Raw genomic sequence first — 23672 nt, forward strand, 5'->3', positions numbered from 1 at the left:
CAAACGAGAGATATACAGAAGTTACAGCCAAAATCAGTCTAACGTTTAGGTCCGTTATGCTTAGCTTAATGTGATTAAGCATCGAATTGATTAAGTGCCAATGTAAGTATCCTAAGCCCCACGTAAACCATCAAGACTACTTATTGTTGCTGTTTGTGTTGCTATATACAGCGCTTCAAATTCTGCTTGGGGTAGAGGTTGACTAAAATAGAAACCTTGGCCGACTTGGCACTGATTTTCTTTCAACCAATCCAATTGCTGCTCGTTTTCAATACCTTCGGCCACAATGGTCAAATTAAGCTGCTTTCCCAACATTAAAATGGTCGATGCAATTGCGCTATCCCCTGGTAGATCGGAAACGAAACAACGATCGATTTTCATGGTAGTGATAGGCAAATGGCGCAGGTAAGAGAGTGAAGAATACCCTGTGCCAAAGTCATCGACTGCAATACCAAATCCGGCTGATTTCAATTGTTCAAGCTTAGCGATAGCGAGTTCAATGTCGTTCATCAACGAGGTTTCAGTGATTTCAATTTCCAGCAACTCGGGTTGGATTTGATAGCGTAATGCCATCTGTTTGATATCGGGAACTAAACTAGCATCGGCAAATTGCTGTGAGGCAACATTAATCGCAATTGGGATGGCATAGTTATATTTTTTCTGCCATTCCCTAAGTACTTTACAGCTTTGCTCTATCACCCAACGACCTATAGGAATGATGATACCGGTCTCTTCCGCGACGGGAATAAAGGAAATGGGGCTGATGAGTCGTCCGTCTTTTTGCCAACGGATCAAGGCTTCACAGGCGATAACTTTGCCTGTTTGCAGATCAAGTTTCGGTTGGAAATACAGTAAAAATTCATTGTTTTTTAACGCATCATGTAAAGATGCTTCAGTGCGTAAACGAACTGCTGCTCGCTCTGTCATCTGTTGTTTGAAGAAGGCCCATTGATTCGAGCCTGCAGCTTTCGCGCTGTACATGGCAATGTCAGCGTGACGGATCAAATCTTCAGCGCTGTTACCGTCTTCGGGATAAATAGAAATCCCAATCGATGCCGCTGGATGAATTGCATGTTCATTTAATTGAATCGGGACATTGAGCTGGATCAGTAGCTTATCTACAAAATCTGCTGCTTGGTCTGGGGTGTGAACTGTATCGGCCAGAATAACAAATTCATCGCCACCTAAGCGGGAAACTGTGCCTTTATCACCAACGAATCGTTCGAGAATGCGGGCGATACGAGCGAGGAATTGATCGCCTAATGCGTGGCCAAGGGAATCGTTGATATTCTTAAAACGGTCTAAGTCGATAAACATCAATGCAAAGCTGCGTTTGTGTACTCGCGAGCGTTGGATAGTGACTGCGATGGTTTCAAGCAATAATGTGCGGTTAGGTAAACCCGTTAGCGGATCTCGGGTCGCCATTTTGCGCAGTTTGGATTGGGTTTGGCTAAATTGGATAAGAATTTGGTTGAATTTCGAGGTCACTAGGCCGAGTTCATCATCCTTGTGTGCGTTGGACATAGGTAAGAGATTTTCATCCGGAGAGTCGGGTTCGATCTTATCGATGGCCTCACTGATGCGTGCGATAGGCTGAGTCAGGAAGCGATGGAATACCACGGACAGCACTAAGGTGAGTAAGAGTGCACGAGCGAGAGTAGCAAAAAAACTAAATCTTAACTGCGAGAAGAGGGTGTTTGTTAGTTCTTGGGTATCGTAGAAAACCGTTAATGTACCAATGAGTTGCTGTTGTTGGGTACCTTCAAAATAAAAAGGCCTATACAAAGGACGAGAAATTTCTTTGAGATCATCAAATAATTTATTACTTAAACTGATAAAAGTCTGTGAGTTATTCTGCTTATTATTACTGACAGAAACAAACATTGAGCCATCGTCCAGCTCAATCACCGCCGAGCCAACATGTTCGACTTTGATGGCACCCTCTAAAGTTTGACGGGCTAAATTATCATCTAATGCCCATACGGCATTTGCTGCAGGTTGTTCAACTGAATCAAGGAGTTCTTGCTGAGTGGTCGTGAGTTGTTGTTTGGTTGATACGACGACTAAAGCGATTTCAACAATAAAAATGGCAATGGCAAAAAATAGGGCAGTAAATACGACTAGGTTAGTTTGTTTCCACGTCAGTGACTTAAAACGGCCTGTCATCGGGCGCATCCTTCATGATAATTATTCACCATCGGCGAGATTTTCCGTATCAATATAAACCGCAACTCTTTGTTGATTTAACCACTTTAGTGAAAAGTTACGTATTTGTCATCATTATCTGCTCTTTATCTATTGATCCGAATTGCAGTATACTTACGCGCGTAATTCAAGGTCATTAATTAAGGAATGGGTCACGTGAATCCTATTGTAAAGAGTTTTGAGTATGGTCAACATACAGTCACCCTGGAAACAGGTGTTATAGCGCGTCAAGCTGATGCAGCCGTTTTAGCGAGTATGGGTGACACGACAGTGTTAGTCACTGTTGTCGGTAAAAAAGATGCAGATGCAGGCCGTGACTTTTTCCCTCTGACTGTTAACTATCAAGAAAAAACCTACGCAGCGGGTAAAATTCCTGGTGGTTTCTTTAAGCGTGAAGGCCGTCCTTCAGAAGATGAGACATTAATCGCTCGTCTGATCGACCGTCCAATTCGCCCTCTTTTCCCTAATGGTTTCAAAAACGAAGTTCAAGTTATCATTACCGTAGTATCTGTCGATCCACAAATCGAGCCAGATATCATCTCCATGATCGGTACTTCTGCGGCACTGGCTATTTCTGGTATTCCATTCAGCGGTCCTTTAGGTGCTGCACGTGTGGGTTACATTGATGGCGAATACGTGTTGAACCCAAGTGTTGCACAACTTGCAACCAGCCAACTGAACTTAGTGGTTGCTGGTACTGCTGGTGCAGTATTAATGGTGGAATCAGAAGCCCAAGCATTACCAGAAGAAGTGATGTTAGGTTCTGTAGTTTACGGTCACGATCAACAACAAGTGGTTATCAAGGCGATTGCTGAATTTAAAGCAGAAGCCGGTAAACCAACTTGGGATTGGACTGCACCAACGCAAGATGCCGATTTAGTCGCCCAAATCAAAGAGCTTGCTGAAGCTGGTTTAGGTGATGCGTATAAAATCCAAGTTAAACAAGATCGTTATGCTCAAGTTTCTGTTGTAAAAGCAGCAGCAAAAGAAGCCTTGTTAGCGAGCAATCCAAGCGTTGATTTACGTGAAGTTGACAACTTACTGGGTAGCTTAGAGAAGAAAGTGGTTCGTGGTCGCATCATCCGTGGCGAGCCACGTATTGATGGTCGTGAACCAGACATGATCCGTGCCTTAAGTGTGTTAGCGGGCGTATTGCCACGTACTCACGGTAGCGCATTGTTCACTCGTGGCGAAACTCAAGCGTTAGTCACTTGTACTTTAGGTACTGAACGTGATGCACAGAAGATCGACAGCATCATGGGTGAGCGCACTAACCGTTTCATGCTGCACTATAACTTCCCTCCATACTCTGTTGGTGAAACAGGCATGGTGGGATCACCTAAGCGCCGCGAAATCGGTCATGGTAAGTTAGCATGGCGCGGTATTAACGCTGTTATGCCTTCAGCGGCTGAATTCCCATACAGCGTACGCGTTGTATCTGAAATCACTGAATCTAACGGTTCAAGCTCTATGGCGTCAGTATGTGGTACTTCTCTCGCGCTGATGGATGCCGGTGTACCTATCAAGACTTCTGTAGCGGGTATCGCTATGGGTCTAGTGAAAGAAGGCGATGATTTCGTTGTTCTTTCTGACATTTTAGGTGATGAAGATCATTTAGGTGACATGGACTTCAAAGTTGCGGGTACGCGTGATGGTATTACTGCACTGCAGATGGATATCAAGATCGAAGGTATCACTAAAGAAATCATGGATATCGCACTGCAACAAGCCTATGGTGCACGTGTACATATCCTGAACGTGATGGATCAAGCGATTGGTTCACACCGTGATGATATTTCTGATCACGCTCCACGTATCACAGTTATTAAGATCAACCCAGAAAAAATCCGTGACGTTATCGGTAAAGGTGGCGCAGTTATCCGTGCTCTGACCGAAGAAACGGGCACTACGATTGAACTGGAAGATGATGGTACTGTGAAGATCGCTTCTTCAAACGGCGAAGCAACTAAAGAAGCTATCCGTCGTATCGAAGAAATCACTTCAGAAGTTGAAGTGGGTCGTATCTACAATGGTAAGGTTATCCGTATCGTTGATTTCGGCGCATTCGTGAACATTCTGCCGGGCAAAGACGGTTTAGTACACATTTCACAAATCAGTGATGAACGTGTTGCTAACGTGTCTGATCACCTTGAGCTGAACCAAGAAGTTGCCGTTAAGGTGATGGAAGTGGATCGTCAAGGCCGCGTACGTCTGTCAATTAAAGAAGCACAAACGAAAGAAGCTGCTGCTGAATAATGAGTCTTTGACTTATTTATAGGCACACACTTTCTAAGTGATTGCATCAAAAGGAGATCAAATGATCTCCTTTTTTGTTTTGGCATTAAGAAAGTCACTATTAATCTTAATTCCCTAATAGCGGTCCTGTGGTGGGATTGCTATCATGAAGATTCTTCTGCGTATGTTGGGAATCTAAAAAGGTAGAAATGGATGAGTCTTAAAATTAGAACCGCTGTCGTTGCTGTGCTGGCGAGTGCCAGTCTGTTGTTAGCCGGATGCGCAACCACCCAGTCTCCTTTAGATAACCATAATGATGTTGAAGGTAAATTGGTTGTCGCGCCTGTCATGCCTGATTATAAAGTCGAAGTGACACTGGCAAAACTCAACGAGATTTTGGCTACGGTCGAACTGACGAATGAACAGAGAGCTAGATTTCATTACGATCGTGGTGTGATTTACGACAGTGTAGGCTTAAGACTGCTCGCACGGATTGATTTTATGCAAGCGTTAAAACTTCAGCCTGATCTCGCTGATGCCTATAATTTCCTTGGAATTTATTACACCCAAGAAGGTGAATACGACAGCGCCTATGAAGCCTTCGATGGCGTATTAGAGTTAGCACCTAATTATGATTATGCCTATTTGAATCGCGGTATTGCTTTGTACTATGGTGACCGTATTGATTTAGCGACTAAAGATATGCAGGCGTTTTATGCCGGCGATAATAAAGACGGTTATCGGGCATTATGGTTGTATTTGATTGATTTGAAAGCTGACTCCGTTGAAGCTAAAAAACAGTTAGCGCAGCATCGTCAGAATTTAGAAAATGATGCTTGGGCGACCGTTATCGTCGATTATTATTTAGGTAAAAAAAGCCGTGACGAGGTGTTTTCTGCGGCTAAAGTAGGCTTAACTTATCCGAAAGAATATGCTGAACGTTTATGCGAAGCTTATTTTTACCTTGCAAAAATGGCGATAGAAACTAAGCAATATCAAGATGCTGCAAACTATTTTCGCTTAGCATTGGCAACCAATATCTATGATTTTGTCGAACATAGATATGCGCGTATTGAACTCGCCAAAGTCAAAGGTTTGCTCGAAGCCACAAAATAACCTCTCTCAGCCCGAGTTCATCTCGGGCTTTGCCTAGCCAAGCTCGAACTGAGGCGCTATAATTTGCGCCTTTTTAGCGATACAAGTGCATAGGTTAACATGTCAGGCAATAAAGTAGAGGTCGATAAACGTCGCACCTTCGCGATCATATCGCACCCCGACGCGGGTAAAACAACCATTACCGAAAAAGTGCTGTTATTCGGAAACGCTTTGCAGAAAGCGGGTACGGTTAAAGGCAAAAAATCGGGTCAGCATGCTAAGTCTGACTGGATGGAAATGGAGAAAGACCGTGGTATTTCTATTACTACGTCTGTCATGCAATTTCCCTATGGTGGCGCCCTTGTTAACCTACTCGATACGCCTGGTCACGAAGACTTCTCTGAAGATACTTATCGTACTCTGACGGCCGTTGACTCATGTTTGATGGTGATCGACTCTGCTAAGGGTGTTGAAGACCGTACTATCAAGTTGATGGAAGTGACACGTCTGCGTGATACGCCGATTGTGACCTTTATGAACAAACTCGACCGCGATATCCGTGATCCTATTGATCTGATGGATGAAGTCGAAAGCGTGCTGAATATTGCCTGTGCACCTATTACTTGGCCTATTGGCAGCGGTAAAGAGTTCAAAGGTATTTACCACATACTGCGTGATGAAGTGGTCTTGTATCAAGGCGGTATGGGACACACGATCCAAGAGCGTCGTGTAATTAAAGGCATTAATAATCCTGATCTTGAGAAAGCGATTGGCAGTTATGCCGCTGATTTGCGCAATGAGATGGAATTAGTGCGCGGTGCGTCGCATGAATTTGACCATGCAGCTTTCTTGAAAGGCGAGTTGACGCCAGTGTTCTTCGGTACTGCGCTAGGTAACTTTGGTGTGGACCATATTCTTGACGGCATCGTCGAGTGGGCACCTAAGCCATTACCGCGCGAAAGCGATACACGCGTTATCATGCCTGATGAAGAAAAATTCACCGGTTTCGTGTTCAAGATCCAAGCAAACATGGATCCAAAACACCGTGACCGTGTCGCCTTTATGCGTGTGTGTTCTGGCCGTTACGAGCAAGGCATGAAAATGCACCATGTGCGTATTGGTAAAGATGTTAACGTTAGCGATGCATTGACCTTTATGGCGGGCGATCGTGAGCGTGCTGAAGAAGCTTACCCAGGCGATATCATCGGTTTACATAACCATGGCACTATCCGTATTGGCGATACGTTTACCCAAGGTGAAAAATTCCGTTTCACTGGCGTACCTAACTTCGCCCCTGAAATGTTCCGCCGTATTCGTCTGCGTGATCCGCTTAAACAGAAGCAACTCTTAAAAGGCTTAGTACAGTTATCTGAAGAAGGTGCTGTACAAGTATTCCGCCCAATTGATACTAACGATTTGATTGTTGGCGCTGTGGGTGTACTGCAGTTTGAAGTGGTTGTTGGTCGTCTGAAGAGTGAATATAACGTCGAAGCTATTTACGAAGGTATTAGCGTGTCTACCGCTCGCTGGGTTTATTGTAAGGATGAGCGTAAGCTTGAAGAGTTCCGCCGTAAGTGTAGTCAAAACTTAGCACTCGATGGTGGCGATAACCTAACCTATATAGCACCAACTATGGTTAACCTGAATCTTTCGATGGAAAGATATCCTGATATTGAGTTTGCGAAAACCCGCGAACACTAATAGGGTTCGGTTTAGAATAGTTGTTGAAATGGCGGTGAATTCACCGCCATTTTTGTATCTAATGAAAACTAAAAATCGGTTCTGGATGTAAATGATGGCGAATTGGATCACAAAAACATGGCAGGCTTATATTCATTGGTGCGACCGAATGGGGCTGACACCTGAAAATCGTCGCTGTTGCATGCCGCGCCTTGAAGATCCTCCATTAGCGGTAAAATGCGTTAAAGCTTTGGTGGTTGACACAACGGTATCGCCACCCGAACTTCATTCAATTGGTAAATCGACCGCAGAGTGAGGAATTTGCTGTGATTGATACCCACGCCCATTTGGATTTTGCTGAGTTTGATGTTGACCGCGACGATGTGGTGTTGCGAATGCACAGTGTTGGCGTAGATAATCTGATTATTCCTGGTGTGTCCCCGCGGCACTGGCACAAACAGCTTGCCGTTGCCGAACAATACCAAACTTATTTTGCCCTCGGTATTCATCCTTGGTTTTGTCCAGAGGATGTTGATGCTGGGATCTTAGCATTAACATCTCAAGTTTCGGCGTTACTAGAATGTCCTCGCTTTGTTGCTATTGGTGAATGTGGCTTAGATAAGCTCTATTCCTCAACGTGGTCTCAGCAGCTCGCATTTTTTGAGGCACAATTAGCTTTAGCTAAGTCCGTTAATCTGCCAGTTATTATTCATAGCGTAAAAGCACATTCAGAGGTTTTAGGGTGTTTGAAAAAGTATCAATTGCCTAGAGGCGGTGTGATACATGCTTTTTCTGGCAGTACTGAAATTGCACTGGAATATATCAAATTAGGTTTTAAGCTGGGAATTGGTGGTTTGATTATGAACCCTAATGCCAAAAAATTGCTTAAAACTGTCAGCGAATTACCACTTCAGCACTTCATACTTGAGACTGACTCTCCAGCAATGACACCGATAAATGTTACTGAAAAACGTAACCAGCCCGCTAACCTTGTTCTTTTTATAGACAAAATTGCCAATTTGCAAAAAAAATCAAGTGTTCTAATATCAGAACACTTGGTGTCGAATGCAATGCAACTGTTTGACCTTTAGCTGTTTTTAAATAAACAGGTGTAGGTCGCACTAGCATTCTGCACTAAGCGATTGAAATTAAACTCCAAAAATATGATCAAAACGACGATTTTCGACTTTGCCTCGGGTATAATCTGACTCGGAAATAGGTTGATTAACAACATAATTAAAAAGTGTTAACAATAGGGTGATGGTTAATGGATATATTAATGAGTTTAGTAGGGGTGGTCACCCTACTTGCGATAGGTTTCCTCCTATCGAATAACAAAAAAGCAATTAATTTACGTACAGTGGGCGGCGCGTTAGCTATCCAAGCTGCCTTCGGTGGTTTTGTACTGTATATTCCTGTTGGTAAAGACATTCTGAAAGGAATGTCTGATGCGGTTTCTAGCGTTATTGGTTACGCACAAAACGGTATCGGTTTCCTGTTTGGTGATTTAGCTAACTTCAAACTTGGCTTTATCTTCGCAGTTAACGTGTTACCCGTTATTGTGTTTTTCTCTTCTCTGATTGCGGTTCTATATTACTTAGGCGTTATGCAGTGGATCATCCGTATCATCGGTGGTGGTTTACAAAAAGCATTGGGCACAAGCCGTACTGAATCTATGTCAGCAACTGCTAACATCTTCGTTGGTCAGACTGAAGCCCCATTAGTGGTTCGCCCATTCATTCCAACTATGACGCAGTCTGAACTGTTTGCGATCATGGTGGGTGGTTTGGCATCAATCGCGGGTTCAGTATTGGCTGGTTACGCGCAGATGGGTGTACCTATCGAATACTTAGTTGCCGCTTCATTCATGGCAGCACCAGGTGGTCTATTAATGGCTAAACTGATGCACCCTGAAACTGAAGCAGCTAAAAATGACATGAGCGATTTACCAGAAGATCCTGACAAACCAGCTAACGTATTAGACGCCGCTGCTGCAGGTGCTTCATCTGGTATGCATTTAGCCTTAAACGTAGGCGCTATGTTGTTAGCCTTCGTTGGTTTGATCGCTATGGTCAACGGCATTATTGGTGGTGTGGGTGGTTGGTTTGGCGTTGAAGGTTTAACACTTGAACTGATCCTTGGCTATGTGTTTATGCCATTAGCATTCCTTATCGGTGTGCCTTGGAATGAAGCATTAGTAGCAGGTTCTTTCATCGGTCAAAAGATCATTGTTAACGAATTCGTTGCTTACTTAAACTTTGCTCCATATATCTCTGATGCTGCCACGGCTTGTACAGCAGTAGCTGCTGAAGTTGTTAAAGGCCTGCCGTTATGCGTTGCTGAAACTCAAGCTGTGATGACTCATAGAACACAAGCGATTATTTCGTTTGCTCTGTGTGGTTTCGCTAACTTGTCTTCAATCGCGATTCTGCTTGGTGGTTTAGGTGCTATGGCTCCTAACCGTCGTCATGATTTAGCTACAATGGGTATTCGTGCGGTTATCGCCGGCTCTTTAGCTAACTTAATGAGCGCAACACTTGCTGGTTTGTTCTTAGCTATCTAAGTAACAACAGCAGGGGGAAACCCCACTAACTGGGTCCTGACCATGCAGGGCAGGGCCTAAGTTAATTCAACCATTTTCCAGTAGTGATTCCTGTAGTGAATAGTTTCTCCAATTGAAAGACACAGAATGCAACTGAAGTGTAGCTGTCATTCTGTCTTAAATGTCGTGAGTCTACGGTTACGTTAATTAATCGTAATGCAGAAGTCGCGACTTTGTTCACAATTAAGAATTTTGTGTTTGTGATTTTACGCTAGATTATTGAGATTTTTTTTAATCTAGGTAGAATGCGAACGCCACAAAAAGAACGCTACCCTCGATGGTAGCAAACAAGATAAATGGGGTTGATGATGAAAAACGTTAAAACTTTAGCTTTAGCCGCTACTGCAGTAGCAGCAATCTCTGGTAACGCATTTGCTGCTGATCGTACTGATCTTCACGGTTCTGATTACAAGTGGATGCAATTCAATGCTATGTACTCTATTGGTGAAAAACCTGAGAACCCAGCATCAGGCGATCAACATAACTATTTAGAAATGGAATTTGGCGGCCGTTCTGGAATATTCGATTTATATGGCTATGTTGATATATTTAACCTTGCTAATGAATCATCAAGCAATGGTGATAAGAATCCAGCTAATGCCAAAAGCAAACTGTTTATGAAGTTTGCACCACGTATTTCTATTGATGCAGTGACTGGTAAAGATTTATCTTTCGGTCCAATCCAAGAAGTTTACTTCTCTACTCTGTTCAACTGGGACGGATTAATCGGTGGTGACTTTAATGGTGATAATGTTGGTACTAATGCCACATTCTGGGGTATAGGTGCAGACGTAAACGTGCCTTGGTTAGGCAAAACAGGCATGAACCTGTACGGCCACTACGATATGAATGCTAAAGAGTGGAACGGTTACCAGTTCTCTGCTAACTGGTTCAAGCCTTTCTACTTCTTCGACAATAAGAGCTTCTTAGCATTTCAAGGTTATGTTGATTATCAATTCGGCGCTGACGAAGACCAAGCTGCTTTCGTACCAAAAACAACTAACGGTGGTAACGCATTCTTTGGCCTATACTGGCACTCAGATCGTTACGCTCTTGGATATGGCTTGAAAGGCTTTAAAGACGTCTATCTGTTAGAAGATGGTGCTGGTGCACTAGCTCTAGAATCAACAGGTTGGTCACACTACCTGTCAGCAACTTACAAGTTCTAATCTCTTGTAATTATTGCTTGTTGGAGCCGCATTATGCGGCTCCATCTTTGTTTTACCATGAGTCTTTATCTAAGCCTATTGGGCTAACAAGTGGGTTTATATAAAGGTTTGTGTTTTTCTCGCGCTAAAATGGATTTTTCGCGGAAAAGTAGGAGCAAGATTTTATTCGTATCCTCTCTTCCGGTCTTCAAGGATTCAAGTCGTGGTCACTTATAAGTTATTTTAAGTGTCAGGATGCCTATTGCTCTTTATGACTTAGGCAAGATTGAATACCTACAACAAGGTAGTTTGTACAAGCAAATTACTCGGCACCGCCTGAAGGCCCGGCCATATAAAAATAATCAAAATAATGCCACCTCTCAAGCGTTGCTTTTATGCGACTGATTTCTATTCATTTAATTTTTATTTTGGAGAGCTATTATGACTGATTTAAAAAAAGCAGCACAACGCGCCATTGAGTTAATGGACTTAACGACTTTGAATGATGACGACACAGATCAAAAAGTGATCGACCTGTGCCACAAAGCGAAAACAGCTGCGGGTAATACTGCCGCTATCTGCATTTACCCACGTTTCATCCCGATTGCACGCAAGACGCTAGATGAAATCGGTGCTGAAGATATCCAAATCGCCACTGTGACTAACTTTCCCCATGGCAATGATGACATTGCCATTGCTGTGCTAGAAACTCGCGCCGCTGTTGCCTATGGTGCTGACGAAGTTGACGTGGTATTCCCATACCGCGCACTGATGGAAGGCAATGAAACAATTGGTTTTGAATTAGTTAAAGCCTGTAAAGAAGCCTGTGGTGAAGTCTTGTTAAAAGTCATCATCGAATCTGGCGTGTTAGCTGATCCTGCGCTTATCCGCCGTGCATCTGAGCTTTCAATCGATGCAGGTGCTGACTTTATTAAAACCTCTACTGGTAAAGTGCCTGTAAACGCCACACTTGAAGCGGCTGAAATCATGTTAACTGTGATCAGCGAGAAGAATACCCAAGTAGGCTTCAAGCCTGCCGGTGGTGTGCGTGATGCTGCACAAGCGGCTGAATTCCTCGGTGTTGCTGAGCGTATTTTAGGTGCTGATTGGGTTTCACCACGTACCTTTAGATTTGGTGCTTCAAGTTTACTAAACAGCTTGTTACACACACTAGAATTAGCTGATGCGCCTAAGCCGACTCAAGGCTATTAATTGCAAACTATCGCTGATTAATACTATCAGCGTATAGCGAGCCTAATTAAGTGTGACCTAAATCTATTTGGCAAACTCAAAACTTCGATAGTATGAACTTGTAATATTGCTACAGTTTTGATGTTTCATTGCAAAGATAAGCACTAGCGACAAGGTTGTTAGTGCCTATCTTGGAGGCAGTATCATGTTTCTAGCTCAAGAGATTATTCGTAAAAAACGTAATGGTTTAGCGCTAAGTTCCGCAGAAATACAGTTTTTTGTTCAAGGTATCACTACTAACGCAGTGTCCGAAGGTCAGATTGCCGCATTAGGCATGGCTGTGTACTTTAATGACATGAATATGGATGAAAGAATCGCTTTAACGACAGCGATGCGTGATTCTGGCACTGTACTTAATTGGCAATCATTGGGACTCAATGGCCCTGTTATCGACAAACACAGCACTGGCGGTGTGGGCGATGTGATTAGCCTTATGCTTGGCCCTATGGCTGCGGCTTGTGGTGGTTATGTGCCTATGATTTCTGGGCGTGGCCTAGGTCATACGGGCGGCACGCTCGATAAGTTTGATGCCATTCCGGGTTATCAAACTGAGCCATCAAGTGAATTGTTCCGTAAAGTGGTTAAAGAAGTCGGTGTGGCGATTATTGGCCAAACAGGCGATCTCGTTCCTGCCGACAAACGTTTCTATTCTATCCGCGATAATACCGCCACCGTTGAATCCATTTCCCTCATCACTGCGTCGATTTTGTCTAAGAAATTAGCCTGTAATTTAGATGCGTTGGCGATGGACGTGAAAGTCGGTAGCGGCGCCTTTATGCCAACCTATGAAGCATCGGAAGAATTAGCTCGCAGTATTGCAGCTGTTGCTAATGGCGCGGGCACTAAAACGACAGCTTTGCTTACCGATATGAATCAAGTGCTTGCATCTTGCGCAGGTAACGCGGTTGAAGTGAAAGAAGCCATCGACTTTTTAACGGGTGCTTACCGTAACCCGCGTTTATATGAAGTCACTATGGGTCTTTGCGCTGAGATGTTGCTTCTGGGCGGTCTTGCAAGCAATGAAGCCGACGCTCGCGCTAAACTGAATCGTGTGCTCGATAATGGTCGCGCTGCAGAACTTTTTGGCAAGATGGTGTCGGGTCTTGGTGGTCCAGTCGATTTTGTTGAAAACTACAGTAAATACCTACCGCAGTCACAAATTATTCGTCCAGTTTTTGCCGATATGCAAGGTTATGCCTATAGCATGGATACCCGTGAATTAGGTTTAGCGGTTGTGACCTTAGGTGGCGGCCGCCGTAAGCCCGGTGATGCACTAGACTATAGTGTTGGCTTAACTCAAGTGTGTGCTTTAGGCGATAAAGTAGATTCATCGACTCCGATTGCCGTTATCCATGCACAGTCTGAAGCTGCCTTCGCGGAAGCTGAACTTGCGGTGAAAAAAGCGATTCACATTGGTGAAACCGCTCCAGAAAAAACACCTGAGATCTATGCCTATATTCGTGCATCGGACCTTTAAGGAAGAATTATGAAACGTACCATTATTATGATGTTGGACTCCTTTGGAGTCGGTGCTTCTGCTGATGCAGCAAGCTTTGGTGATGTCGGTTCCGATACCTTTGGTCATATTGCTAAAGCATGCGCCGAAGGCAAAGCCGATATTGGCCGTGAAGGCCCGCTGAAATTACCTAACTTAGCGCGCTTAGGTCTAGGCCATGCGGCGATGGAAAGTACTGGCGCCTTTGCACCCGGTTTTGGCGATAATGTTGAGCTGATTGGTGCTTATGGTCATGCACAAGAGTTAAGTTCGGGTAAAGATACGCCGAGCGGTCACTGGGAGATGGCGGGCGTGCCCGTACTATTCGAGTGGGGTTATTTCAGCGAGCACCAAAATTCTTTCCCTAAAGAACTGACGGATAAGATCTTAGCCCGTGCAGGTCTGGATGGATTCTTAGGTAATTGCCATGCCTCAGGTACAACCATTTTAGAAGAGTTAGGCGAAGAGCACATGCGCTCTGGCAAGCCTATTTTCTACACCTCTGCTGATTCAGTATTCCAAATCGCTTGTCATGAAGAAACCTTCGGTTTAGACAATCTCTATCGTCTTTGCGAAATAACCCGTGAAGAGTTAGAGCCTTACAACATAGGTCGCGTCATTGCCCGTCCATTTGATGGTACTGGTCCAAGTGATTTTGCTCGTACTGGCAATCGTAAGGATTATTCGCTCGCGCCACCTGCAAAAACTGTACTCGATAAGCTGAAAGAGGCTGGCGGTGAAGTGGTGAGTGTAGGCAAGATTGCCGACATTTATGCTTACTGTGGTATCACTAAAAAAGTGAAGGCGAACGGCTTAGAAGCACTTTTCGATGCGACCTTAGCCGAAGTGAAATCTGCGGGTGATAACACTATAGTGTTTACTAACTTCGTTGATTTCGACTCTCACTACGGTCATCGCCGTGATGTTGCTGGCTACGCCAAAGGGCTGGAATATTTTGATGCCCGTTTGCCTCAAATGCTCGCATTATTAGGTGAAGACGATCTGCTGATTTTAACGGCGGATCACGGTTGCGATCCAACATGGCAAGGCACGGATCATACCCGTGAATATGTGCCAGTATTAGCCTTTGGCGCTGGATTGAAAGCGGGATCGCTGGGTCGTCGTAACAGCTTTGCCGATATCGGCCAATCTATTGCGAGCCACTTTAAGCTTGAACCTATGGCCTATGGCGAATCGTTCCTTTAGGCAAATTAGCATTTATTTCGATTTGGCGGCTGATATTTGCCGTCAGTAAACAAAGACTTAAGTCTTAATAAAATAAACAGGGGTTATTTCGATGGCAACACCACACATTAATGCTGTAGAGGGCGCATTCGCTGAGACAATGCTGTTTCCAGGCGATCCATTACGTGCAAAATATATTGCTGAAACATTCTTAGAAAATGTTGAGCAAGTGACTGATGTTCGAAACATGCTAGGTTTTACTGGTACTTACAAAGGTAAGCGTATTTCAGTAATGGGTTCTGGCATGGGTATTCCTTCATGCTCTATCTATGCAACTGAATTAATTCGTGATTACGGCGTTAAGAACCTGATCCGTGTGGGTACTTGTGGTGCGATCAGCACTGACGTTAAAGTACGTGACGTGATCATCGGTATGGGTGCATGTACTGACTCAGCGGTTAACCGTTTACGTTTTAAAGGCCAAGATTTTGCTGCTATCGCTAACTATGAGCTGATGAATGCGGTTATCGAATCTGCGAAAGTTCGTGGCACTAAAGTTCGCGTAGGTAACATTTTCTCTGCGGACCTGTTCTACACTCCTGATCCACAAATGTTTGACGTGATGGAGAAGATGGGCGTATTAGGCGTAGAAATGGAAGCGGCTGGTTTGTACGGCGTTGCCCATGAGTTTGGTGCGCGTGCCCTGTGCGTTGTGACTGTATCTGATCATATCCGCACCGGTGAAAAGACTTCTGCAGAAGAACGTCAAACCACATTCAATGACATGATCATCATGACATTAGAAGCGGCGATTACACTGTAACTGTTACGCTGTAAGAGTGTGCTACTGAAAAAGGGTTCGCAATGCGAACCCTTTTTTATGCCAATTTTTAGCGGCTGTTCTATTCGACTTTGTTATTAATGGTTTGGTTATTAGAAATTGCTTGTTTATGGCTTATCTAGAGCTTAGCTATCAATAGATTAGTGATTTACCTTATCTATCGAAATAGATATTAACCTGTTGAATCTGTGTCGAGATCACTTGGTTCACTGGGCGTTTTTGGCGTCGAGGTTTCGACCGCAGCGGCTGTTGCTTTAGTCGCGTGTTTTACTCGGCGGACACTTTTCACTTTAGGTTTAACCTTAACAGGTACCGCTTGTTCCGCATCGTTTGCCGCGTTTTCAACTGCTGTATTATCCTGTAATTCCAATGATTTTTTTGACGTTTTTTCGGCCTTAGTTTGCACGCTGGTCTGAGTGAGCTTATCGGTATTTGCCTCTGTCACTGCTTTTGGTGCCTTAGTTGGCTTAGTCACTTTCTCTTGTGGGTTATCAGTGGTTGCCACCGGTTGATCTTCGGTTAGCTCTTGCGCCAAACCATCATTAACACTTTCTGATGGCTCTTCAGCTATGGATCGTTTCTTAGGTTTTTTCGGCGCTTGACGCAACTTAACCCGAAAGCGGCGGCGGTCGAAGTCGGCACGTTTGAAAGACAAAGAGCGCGAAAGCAACATACCAATCAAGCCTGCAACCAACAGCATGATTTGTTGTTGCTCCATGTTTAAATTATGGGCTTCTTTGATTTCGTTGAAAAATAACTTGGTATCAAGCCTAACTTCGACATAACCTAGATTTTTCCCTTCTTGGATCACGGGCTCTACATAGGGAGGATATTTGCTTAGCAGCAAATTCATATCTTCAGAGTCAGGATCAACTACATCCTTAGTGATGCTTTGAGCGAAGGATAGCCGCATGCCTTGGTCACTGAAGATGGCGGCGGACATCACCTTAGGATCTTCCACTAAAGCGCTGGCGAGCCATTGCAACTGCTCGTCATTTTGCAGTTGTAGCGCGGGTGCGGCACCATAAGCGGTTTGCTGTACCAGTAATCTGGCCATCTTTTGAGTTTGGGACTTTAGAAGCAGCTGACCTTGTAGTAGGCTTGTTTGCCACAATTGCACTAAGCCGAATATTAAGGCGAATGCGGCGGCAATTTGGATCAGTCTACTGATTTTATGGCTTTTCTTTAGCCCTTTAAGATATAACACTTTGACCCTTAAAATGTAGAGCGCTTGCCTAATCATAATTGATTCTGAGTGAGCCCGATAGTTGGAGAATTTAAGTCCGATGGAAAGCTTGAACCAAGATGCGCTTTTTTTGTGGTTAGTCTCTGGCCATTCCCCAAGGTTTGAACGCCAAGGGCAAGTGTTTGAACGTTATCAAGAGTCAGCAAACCCCGCTGGTGTTTCACGTGTGCGAATTATTTATCAAGATGCTGTGGTAGAGGCGACAATATCGGCATGGATAGCGCAATTACCTCAGTCTAACGTTATCGGTATCGCCCATATCGAACGACAAGTTGGTTTACATTGTATCGAGTTGGCACTGGTAAATTTGCCTTCTCAGGCGCAGTTAGCGGCATTCCCGCAGTCTTTAGCTGAACTGCATGTCATTCATGCTGATTTGCCTTGCTTGAATCATCCCGGCTTATTAGTGATGGATATGGATTCCACAGCGATTCAGATTGAATGTATTGATGAATTAGCGGTCATGGCAGGCGTGGGTGAGCGCGTGGCGGCGATTACTGAACGTGCTATGCAAGGTGAGCTAGATTTTGAGCAGAGTTTGCGTCAGCGCGTTGCACAGCTTAAGGGCGCCGATGCCAGTATTATCACGACCTTGTGCGACAACTTGCCTTTGATGCCAGGGCTTGAGCCCATGCTTTTAGAACTTAAATCCCATGGCTGGCGTTTAGTGGTTGCATCTGGCGGCTTTACGCCTTTTGTTGGCCATTTAAGGCAGCTTCTAAACTTAGATGCGGCCTTTGCTAATGAGTTAGTGATCACTGACGGTAAACTTGCGGGGGAAGTAACAGGTAAAGTTGTGGATGCGCAGTTTAAAGCAGATGTGGTTGAGCGTTGTAGTGAGCAGTGGCAAATTCCAAAAGGCCAAAGAGTCGCGATCGGCGATGGCGCGAATGATATTCCTATGGTGATGGCAGCGGATTTTGGTATCGCTTTCCATGCCAAACCTAAGCTGGCAGCGGCGGCGGATGCCAATATTCGCCATCTCGACCTGCGGGTTCTACCTTATCTGCTACAAATCTAGGTTATTCATTTATTTAAATATAAGTCTGGATAGAGACTGAGTTAGAGCAATGACTCTTGTCTTTTATTGATGAGCTGGTAGTTTAGGGATATTGATAAACTACCAGTGACTTATTTTGACTCAGCTCGCCCAAGGCTCAATTTCGACCATTTCACAGTCTTCAATCTACCTGCCGTACCGCGATGGTCAACTGCATCTACGCCAGTTATTACCGGCTGCGCCTGATTTTTCTAAAACGCCTATCCTCATGCTCCATGGCGCTATGTCTAACGGTCGGGTGTTTTATAGCCTGAGTGGCCGTGGTCTTGGTTGTTATTTAGCGAAGGCGGGATTTGTGGTGTATGTGCTGGATACTGCAGGAAGAGGGCTCAGCTTGCCTAAAATCGATCGTGATTTTACCTTAGGGCAGGGGGAAGTGATCCGCGAGCAGTTACCTTTAGTGCAGCAGGCGATTCTCGATTTACATCAAAAAGTCTGCCAAGAGCAGACGACTCGTAAAGCAGTGGCGCCTTCGCAGGTGCATTGGTGTGCCCATTCATGGGGCGGCGTGTTGATGGCGAGTAGTTTGGCCCGATATCCTGATTTGCAGCAAAGCGTTCGTTCACTGCTTACTTTCGGTAGCAAACGGACAATTCGGGTTAAGTCCTTCAAAAAGTGGTTAATGGTTGATGTTTTTTGGAATCGTTTAGCGCCAGGTTTAGCGATGGGCCAAGGTTACCTCGCCGCCGATAAGCTGCGCATTGGTATGGACAATGAGAGCCGTGCCTCATTAGTTCAAAGTATCGATTGGGTGCGGGGCGATTGGATCGATCACGATGATGGGTTTGATTATGCGAAAGCGGCAAAGCGCGCTCATTGGCCACCGGCTTGGTTTATCTCAGGGCAAAACGATACTGTGTTGGGGCACCCTGAAGATGTGGCGGATATGGTCGTAGAGTGTGGCTTTAAACGGGTTAAATCGACGCTTCTCGCTAAGGAGAATGGCTTTAAGCATGACTATGGCCATGCAGATATGCTGACGCATTTAGATGCCACCAGTGATCATTTTCCTAAGATAAGGGATTGGTATTTAAGTTTTGATCTGGCGGTATTGAACAATTAAGACTGCTTTTTATGAAGTACTGGGTATCTTAATTCGACTTCTTGGGTAATATCTAATAGTTCGCCGACACCAATCACACGCCATAACTGTTCTTCTAACTGTTTAGCTTTATGGTTTGCATGAATATTAATGTATTCCAATTCACGGCGTAGGTAGTTCATGTCAGGCTTCTCTGTCGCGCCGCGATAAATCCGTAGGGCGAGGAATCTGCCTAATGCTTTGCTCTGATTGATAAAGGTTATCTGTGCTTCGACATCACCGATTTCAGTTGCAAGAGTGCACTTTAAAAAGATTTTTCCGCGAGATTGGCGAATTAACTGAATAAACACTTCAATAAAATCCATGTCCTGTTGGGGTTTCATTTGGCGGATAGGTTCGAGAATATCTCGCTTAAAAAAACCGTCTTTTAGCAGTGGCGCTAAATTATATTGCAGAGTATCTGAGGTGCCCGCGGCAAAAATATCGCTGATCTCATCCTGTTGTGTACCAACGCCTAAACAAGCGACTTGGGCAGATTTTGTCGTTTTTTCAACAAAATAGGGCACAGAATGTAAATCATGCATCAAAATATTTTTTAAACCATCGGCAAGTTCTTTGATTTCACTATTGTTTTCGGTGAGTTGCTCTAATTTTTCTTTGTTATGGGCAATAAGTTTATTTAAAAATTCTACCCCAACATGGGGCGTATGGCCCATAACGGCGGTTAAATGCAAGGTTACACCATTCTTGCGGGTACGCACTAAGCGGTAGGGGAGGTTATCTAGCTGTGTTTTGCCTGCAATGGTTTGGAGCTTTGGGAAGCTTAACAGTAGTGGTTTATTTGATGAAAAATCTGCAGGATTATCCAAGGTTAATTGCATGCCTCGGCTTGAAATATCTAAAGTAATGCCCGTGGCTTTGTGCTTGTCTTGAGTCACATTGACTAAGGTTTTAAAGGCGAAACGCGCTTCTTGGCGTCGCTCGCTAAACTGCATGGAAACTAACTTAATTTGATTGGTGGTCAGTCTTTGTTGACCAAAGGTTTTTAGGGCGTTGGCATTACTATCGTCTTGCCAAGCTTTGTAATGGCCTCTGGTATCTTCGTTGCTGATTTCGATGAGCTGAAGCAAATGGCTAAATTGTGATAATTGTTGTTCGACCAATGGGCTAAATTTTGCTTCATCTCCGGGGAGGGTCGCACGTCGATAACCCTTATCATGATAAATTTTATCTTGGGTGACTTTGAAGATCCGCCAGCTGGGCTTGGTCGATGCAAAGCCTAAAAATAAAGGCATCATGCCCTTAGCTTTAAGCTCTGCTAAGGTGGCAGAGTAAAAATATAAGCAACCTTGGGCATTATAGGTAAAGCTAAAAAATAGCCCATGGTCGGGATTTTCAGGATGATTAAGTAGCTCAGATAAACGGCTTGGTGTCAGCATAGCTGGTAACTGGCTCACATCATTTTCATCTTGAAAATAATGCACTATCTGCTGGTTATCTCGGCTGAGTAGCATGTGGCTCAAACCTTGCGTTTGAGTATTGAAATATAAAGGTAAGTGCGGTAAATGGGGTAAATAATGACGCTCAAATCCAAGCCCTGTTGCTGTGACTATCACATCATTCACATCTACTTTGTAACGCAGTTTGTAGCCGCGGATTAAATTGCCAAGCATTTCACTTAAGGCTTCGCTGCCCCCAATACGCTTGAGTCTTAACCAAATATATTCGCCATTGGTTTGGCTATCGACAACCTCATAGTCAACACCGAGCTGGAGATCGGGATAGTAAAACTCTTCACTGAGTTCCAGTAATTTTATTTTAAGGGGATGGTCGAGATCGAAGGGATGGTTGGCTGCAAGACGAATACGGGCACCACCTACGGATAAATCTGCAGTTATCCCTTGTACTTCACCACGGCCGGTTTGCGATGCTGCGATGCGAATACTGTAATTCATCCGCTCTTCTGTGCGGTTGAAATAACTGCCTAATACCACGCCTGGCACCATAAAAGGCTCTGACTCAGCGGCTTCCACTTGCGTGACATTTTGGCGCAACTTTAACCGACGTTGTTGGTGAGCATTGAGCACATACTCGTATACTCCCAAGGTATATTGGTTGCGAAACAGTGACATGGCCTCATGCATACTGTTTTTGGCGGGTTCATCTAAAAAATGTCGCTGTTGACCTAACATCACTTCAACACAAGGAAGCTCAGATTTATCCCTGAGATCGATAATTCGTGTGCATGGTGAAGCCAAACGACTGAGTTCCATTTTCACTAGAAAACGGGTCGAATTGGTTTCATCTATCGTCAGCTGCTGGAAAATCTCTTGGAAGTTAGGTTCCATGAGCAATGGCTTGAGCTGTTCGATGAGTGCACTATGGTTATCTAGACTCATGTAGGGTTCTTTTTAATGCTTATTTTGTATTGGGCTGTTAGTCTTATGTCGGCAGTATTCGCAGTTACTTAAATTGATTTTATACAGATTTTAATGAGTTATGGCAAAGAATAAAACGGCGTACGTATGTAATGAGTGTGGACAAGACTTTCCCCGTTGGCAAGGGCAGTGTAGCGCTTGTCAGGAATGGAATACGATCACTGAGGTGAGGCTCGGTGCAGCTTCGCCTGGGCGTAGCACTAAGTTTGTCGGTTATGCCGGAGCAAGCAGCAATGAAGTGAAGACATTAGATCAAATCGATCTCAATGCCTTACCGCGGATCTTGAGTCATTTTGGCGAATTAGACCGAGTACTCGGTGGTGGGATTGTACCAGGTTCTGCCATTTTGATAGGCGGACATCCAGGCGCAGGTAAGAGTACGCTTTTATTGCAAACTCTGTGTCATTTGGCCGAGCAAATGCCTGCACTTTATGTCACGGGTGAAGAATCGTTGCAGCAGGTAGCGATGCGCGCCCATCGCCTTGGTTTACCAACCAATAAATTGCGGATGTTGTCTGAAACCAGCGTCGAGCAAATTTGCGAAGTTGCCCTTAAAGAATTGCCGAAAGTCATCGTCGTTGACTCGATTCAAGTGATGCACATGAGTGATGTGGCATCGAGCCCTGGCAGTGTGTCGCAGGTGCGTGAATCCGCTTCTTACTTAACCCGTTTTGCGAAAGAAAATGGCATTGCCGTGATTATGGTCGGCCATGTGACCAAAGATGGCAGTTTGGCTGGGCCCAAGGTATTGGAACATTGTATCGACTGCTCTGTGATGTTCGAAGGGGATAGCGATAGTCGTTACCGCACTTTGCGCTCCCATAAAAATCGTTTTGGCGCGATCAATGAATTAGGCGTATTTGCCATGACAGAGCGCGGCTTAAAGGAAGTCGCCAATCCTTCGGCAATCTTCCTCTCTCGTGGTGAAGAAGAATCATCTGGCTCGCTTGTCATGGTGGTTTGGGAAGGCACCCGGCCCTTGTTGGTGGAGCTGCAAGTGCTGGTGGATAACTCAGCTATGTCTAACCCGCGCCGCGTGGCTGTGGGTATGGATGCAAACCGTTTGGCCATGTTGCTTGCCGTAATGCACCGCCATGGTGGTTTGCAGATGTCGGATCAGGATGTGTTTGTTAACGTGGTGGGCGGCGTGAAAGTAACGGAAACCAGTGCCGACTTAACCTTGCTGCTTGCAATGGTATCGAGTTTTCGCGGTGATATTTTGCCTAGCGATTTAGTTGCCTTTGGTGAGGTCGGGCTGTCCGGCGAAATTCGTCCTGTGCCCAATGGGCAAGAGCGATTAATCGAAGCCGCTAAGCATGGTTTTAAGCGAGCAATCGTGCCCAAGGCCAATGTGCCGAAAAAGCCTCCAGCTGGGATGGAAGTGGTGGGTGTTTCTAAGTTATCCGAAGCGCTAGAAGCGATTTAGCATCAAATGCTCGCGAGTGAGATTAACACCAGCAAGCAAAACAGCGCCATGAGGCGCTGTTTGTATTTGTGAGCTGGTGTTTTAAGCTGTGATATTGTGTTTTTCGATAAACAACATAAGTTCACGATTCAGCAAAGAAGCATCACCTAGGTTCAGTTCCACCATACGTTTTAGGTGGCTGATACTATCAACATCGATAAAGTTACACTTCAAACCTAATTGGGCATTTTTTTGATGGACCAACTCAGTTTCCATACGGATCTCAATGTCAGATTCTGGTAAGGCAAAACTGAGGGTAATAGCATCACCCGAATTAATAAAATTTTGCGGTTCTTCAACCAAGGCACCATTTAGACTCAAATCGAGAATGGTCGTCTCCCACTGTGCACCACCTTGTTGTAGATGTGCGCTCGTGGCAAATAGAATCCGCGAAAACTTACGCCTTTCGTCCATACCCAATCCTTTTTCTTTCATAGTCAGCTAAGTGTAGTCCCATCAGTGCCTCTAAGCATAAGTCATATTGATGTGGCTGTAAAAGCAGAGTAATTTTTTGTTCAATAAAGCTACCAAGATCGCATATTCACGCAGGCGGTGTGAATGACGAGGTGTTCGTTACATAAAGCGTAAGTGTGGCTCCTTGTACAACAACCCCTGAAACGTTAATACGCCAAGTATCAATACACTAAGTATCAAGGTTTGGTTGACTTGCCATATTCTAATATT

At 44.6% G+C, this 23672-nt stretch carries 18 protein-coding genes; 14 read left to right on the forward strand and 4 right to left on the reverse strand.

What is annotated here, in order from left to right:
• Window positions 1–111 precede the first annotated feature (111 nt).
• Complete coding sequence (locus tag L5L94_RS06035; RefSeq protein WP_105251701.1) at window positions 112–2166, reverse strand: putative bifunctional diguanylate cyclase/phosphodiesterase; 2055 nt, start codon at window positions 2164–2166, stop codon at window positions 112–114.
• Between the two features lie 195 nt (window positions 2167–2361).
• Between L5L94_RS06035 and pnp the strand changes: the two genes are divergently transcribed.
• The 11 genes from pnp (at window position 2362) to deoD (ending at window position 15719) form a co-directional block, all read left to right on the forward strand.
• Window positions 2362–4461, forward strand: coding sequence for a polyribonucleotide nucleotidyltransferase (pnp, locus tag L5L94_RS06040; RefSeq protein WP_105251702.1), 2100 nt, complete (start codon window positions 2362–2364; stop codon window positions 4459–4461).
• Between the two features lie 192 nt (window positions 4462–4653).
• Window positions 4654–5556 (forward strand): lipoprotein NlpI, encoded by a 903-nt coding sequence (gene nlpI, locus L5L94_RS06045; RefSeq protein WP_168822816.1) that lies wholly within the window; start codon window positions 4654–4656, stop codon window positions 5554–5556.
• 99 nt (window positions 5557–5655) lie between these two features.
• Window positions 5656–7236, forward strand: coding sequence for a peptide chain release factor 3 (gene prfC, locus L5L94_RS06050; RefSeq protein WP_105251704.1), 1581 nt, complete (start codon window positions 5656–5658; stop codon window positions 7234–7236).
• A 91-nt stretch (window positions 7237–7327) separates the two neighbouring features.
• Window positions 7328–7531: a hypothetical protein gene (locus tag L5L94_RS06055; RefSeq protein ID WP_173497506.1), complete on the forward strand. Its 204-nt coding sequence runs from the start codon at window positions 7328–7330 to the stop codon at window positions 7529–7531.
• Window positions 7532–7541: 10 nt separating this feature from the next.
• A complete protein-coding gene (locus tag L5L94_RS06060) occupies window positions 7542–8306 on the forward strand; it encodes a TatD family hydrolase (protein ID WP_173497507.1) in 765 nt (254 codons plus the stop codon).
• A 176-nt stretch (window positions 8307–8482) separates the two neighbouring features.
• On the forward strand, window positions 8483–9778 hold the full coding sequence (locus L5L94_RS06065; protein WP_105251707.1) for a NupC/NupG family nucleoside CNT transporter: 1296 nt from the start codon (window positions 8483–8485) through the stop codon (window positions 9776–9778).
• Between the two features lie 347 nt (window positions 9779–10125).
• Window positions 10126–10986 (forward strand): outer membrane protein OmpK, encoded by an 861-nt coding sequence (locus L5L94_RS06070; RefSeq protein WP_105251708.1) that lies wholly within the window; start codon window positions 10126–10128, stop codon window positions 10984–10986.
• A 420-nt stretch (window positions 10987–11406) separates the two neighbouring features.
• Window positions 11407–12177, forward strand: a complete 771-nt coding sequence (gene deoC / locus L5L94_RS06075) for a deoxyribose-phosphate aldolase (RefSeq protein WP_006086931.1) — start codon at window positions 11407–11409, stop codon at window positions 12175–12177.
• 184 nt (window positions 12178–12361) lie between these two features.
• Window positions 12362–13693, forward strand: coding sequence for a thymidine phosphorylase (gene deoA, locus L5L94_RS06080; RefSeq protein WP_173243376.1), 1332 nt, complete (start codon window positions 12362–12364; stop codon window positions 13691–13693).
• 9 nt (window positions 13694–13702) lie between these two features.
• The gene (locus L5L94_RS06085) at window positions 13703–14917 is read left to right on the forward strand and encodes a phosphopentomutase (RefSeq protein ID WP_263161902.1); all 1215 of its coding nucleotides are present in this window, start codon (window positions 13703–13705) and stop codon (window positions 14915–14917) included.
• Between the two features lie 91 nt (window positions 14918–15008).
• Window positions 15009–15719, forward strand: coding sequence for a purine-nucleoside phosphorylase (gene deoD / locus L5L94_RS06090; protein WP_006086929.1), 711 nt, complete (start codon window positions 15009–15011; stop codon window positions 15717–15719).
• Window positions 15720–15909: 190 nt separating this feature from the next.
• Here deoD and L5L94_RS06095 read toward each other — a convergent pair whose 3' ends face one another.
• Window positions 15910–16944: a YtjB family periplasmic protein gene (locus tag L5L94_RS06095; RefSeq protein WP_263161905.1), complete on the reverse strand. Its 1035-nt coding sequence runs from the start codon at window positions 16942–16944 to the stop codon at window positions 15910–15912.
• Window positions 16945–17023: 79 nt separating this feature from the next.
• On the opposite strand from L5L94_RS06095, the gene serB reads away from it, so the two are divergent.
• Together serB and L5L94_RS06105 are read left to right on the forward strand one after the other, a co-directional pair.
• Window positions 17024–18004, forward strand: a complete 981-nt coding sequence (gene serB / locus L5L94_RS06100) for a phosphoserine phosphatase SerB (RefSeq protein WP_263161906.1) — start codon at window positions 17024–17026, stop codon at window positions 18002–18004.
• A gap of 115 nt (window positions 18005–18119) precedes the next feature.
• The gene (locus L5L94_RS06105; RefSeq protein ID WP_263161907.1) at window positions 18120–19106 is read left to right on the forward strand and encodes an alpha/beta fold hydrolase; all 987 of its coding nucleotides are present in this window, start codon (window positions 18120–18122) and stop codon (window positions 19104–19106) included.
• On the opposite strand, the gene L5L94_RS06110 is transcribed toward L5L94_RS06105, so the two are convergent.
• Window positions 19103–21484, reverse strand: coding sequence for a PilZ domain-containing protein (locus L5L94_RS06110; protein WP_028761432.1), 2382 nt, complete (start codon window positions 21482–21484; stop codon window positions 19103–19105). The genes L5L94_RS06105 and L5L94_RS06110 overlap by 4 nt on opposite strands.
• A 100-nt stretch (window positions 21485–21584) precedes the next feature.
• Between L5L94_RS06110 and radA the strand changes: the two genes are divergently transcribed.
• A complete protein-coding gene (radA, locus tag L5L94_RS06115) occupies window positions 21585–22949 on the forward strand; it encodes a DNA repair protein RadA (protein WP_006082696.1) in 1365 nt (454 codons plus the stop codon).
• Window positions 22950–23030: 81 nt separating this feature from the next.
• Here the strand turns inward: radA and L5L94_RS06120 are convergent, their stop codons facing one another.
• Entirely contained in the window at window positions 23031–23402 is a 372-nt protein-coding gene (locus tag L5L94_RS06120) for a PilZ domain-containing protein (RefSeq protein ID WP_105251715.1), read from the reverse strand.
• Between the last annotated feature and the right edge of the window lie 270 nt (window positions 23403–23672).

Origin of the sequence: Shewanella sp. SM21, assembly GCF_025654335.1 — a bacterium.
Taxonomy (GTDB): Bacteria; Pseudomonadota; Gammaproteobacteria; order Enterobacterales; family Shewanellaceae; genus Shewanella; species Shewanella oncorhynchi.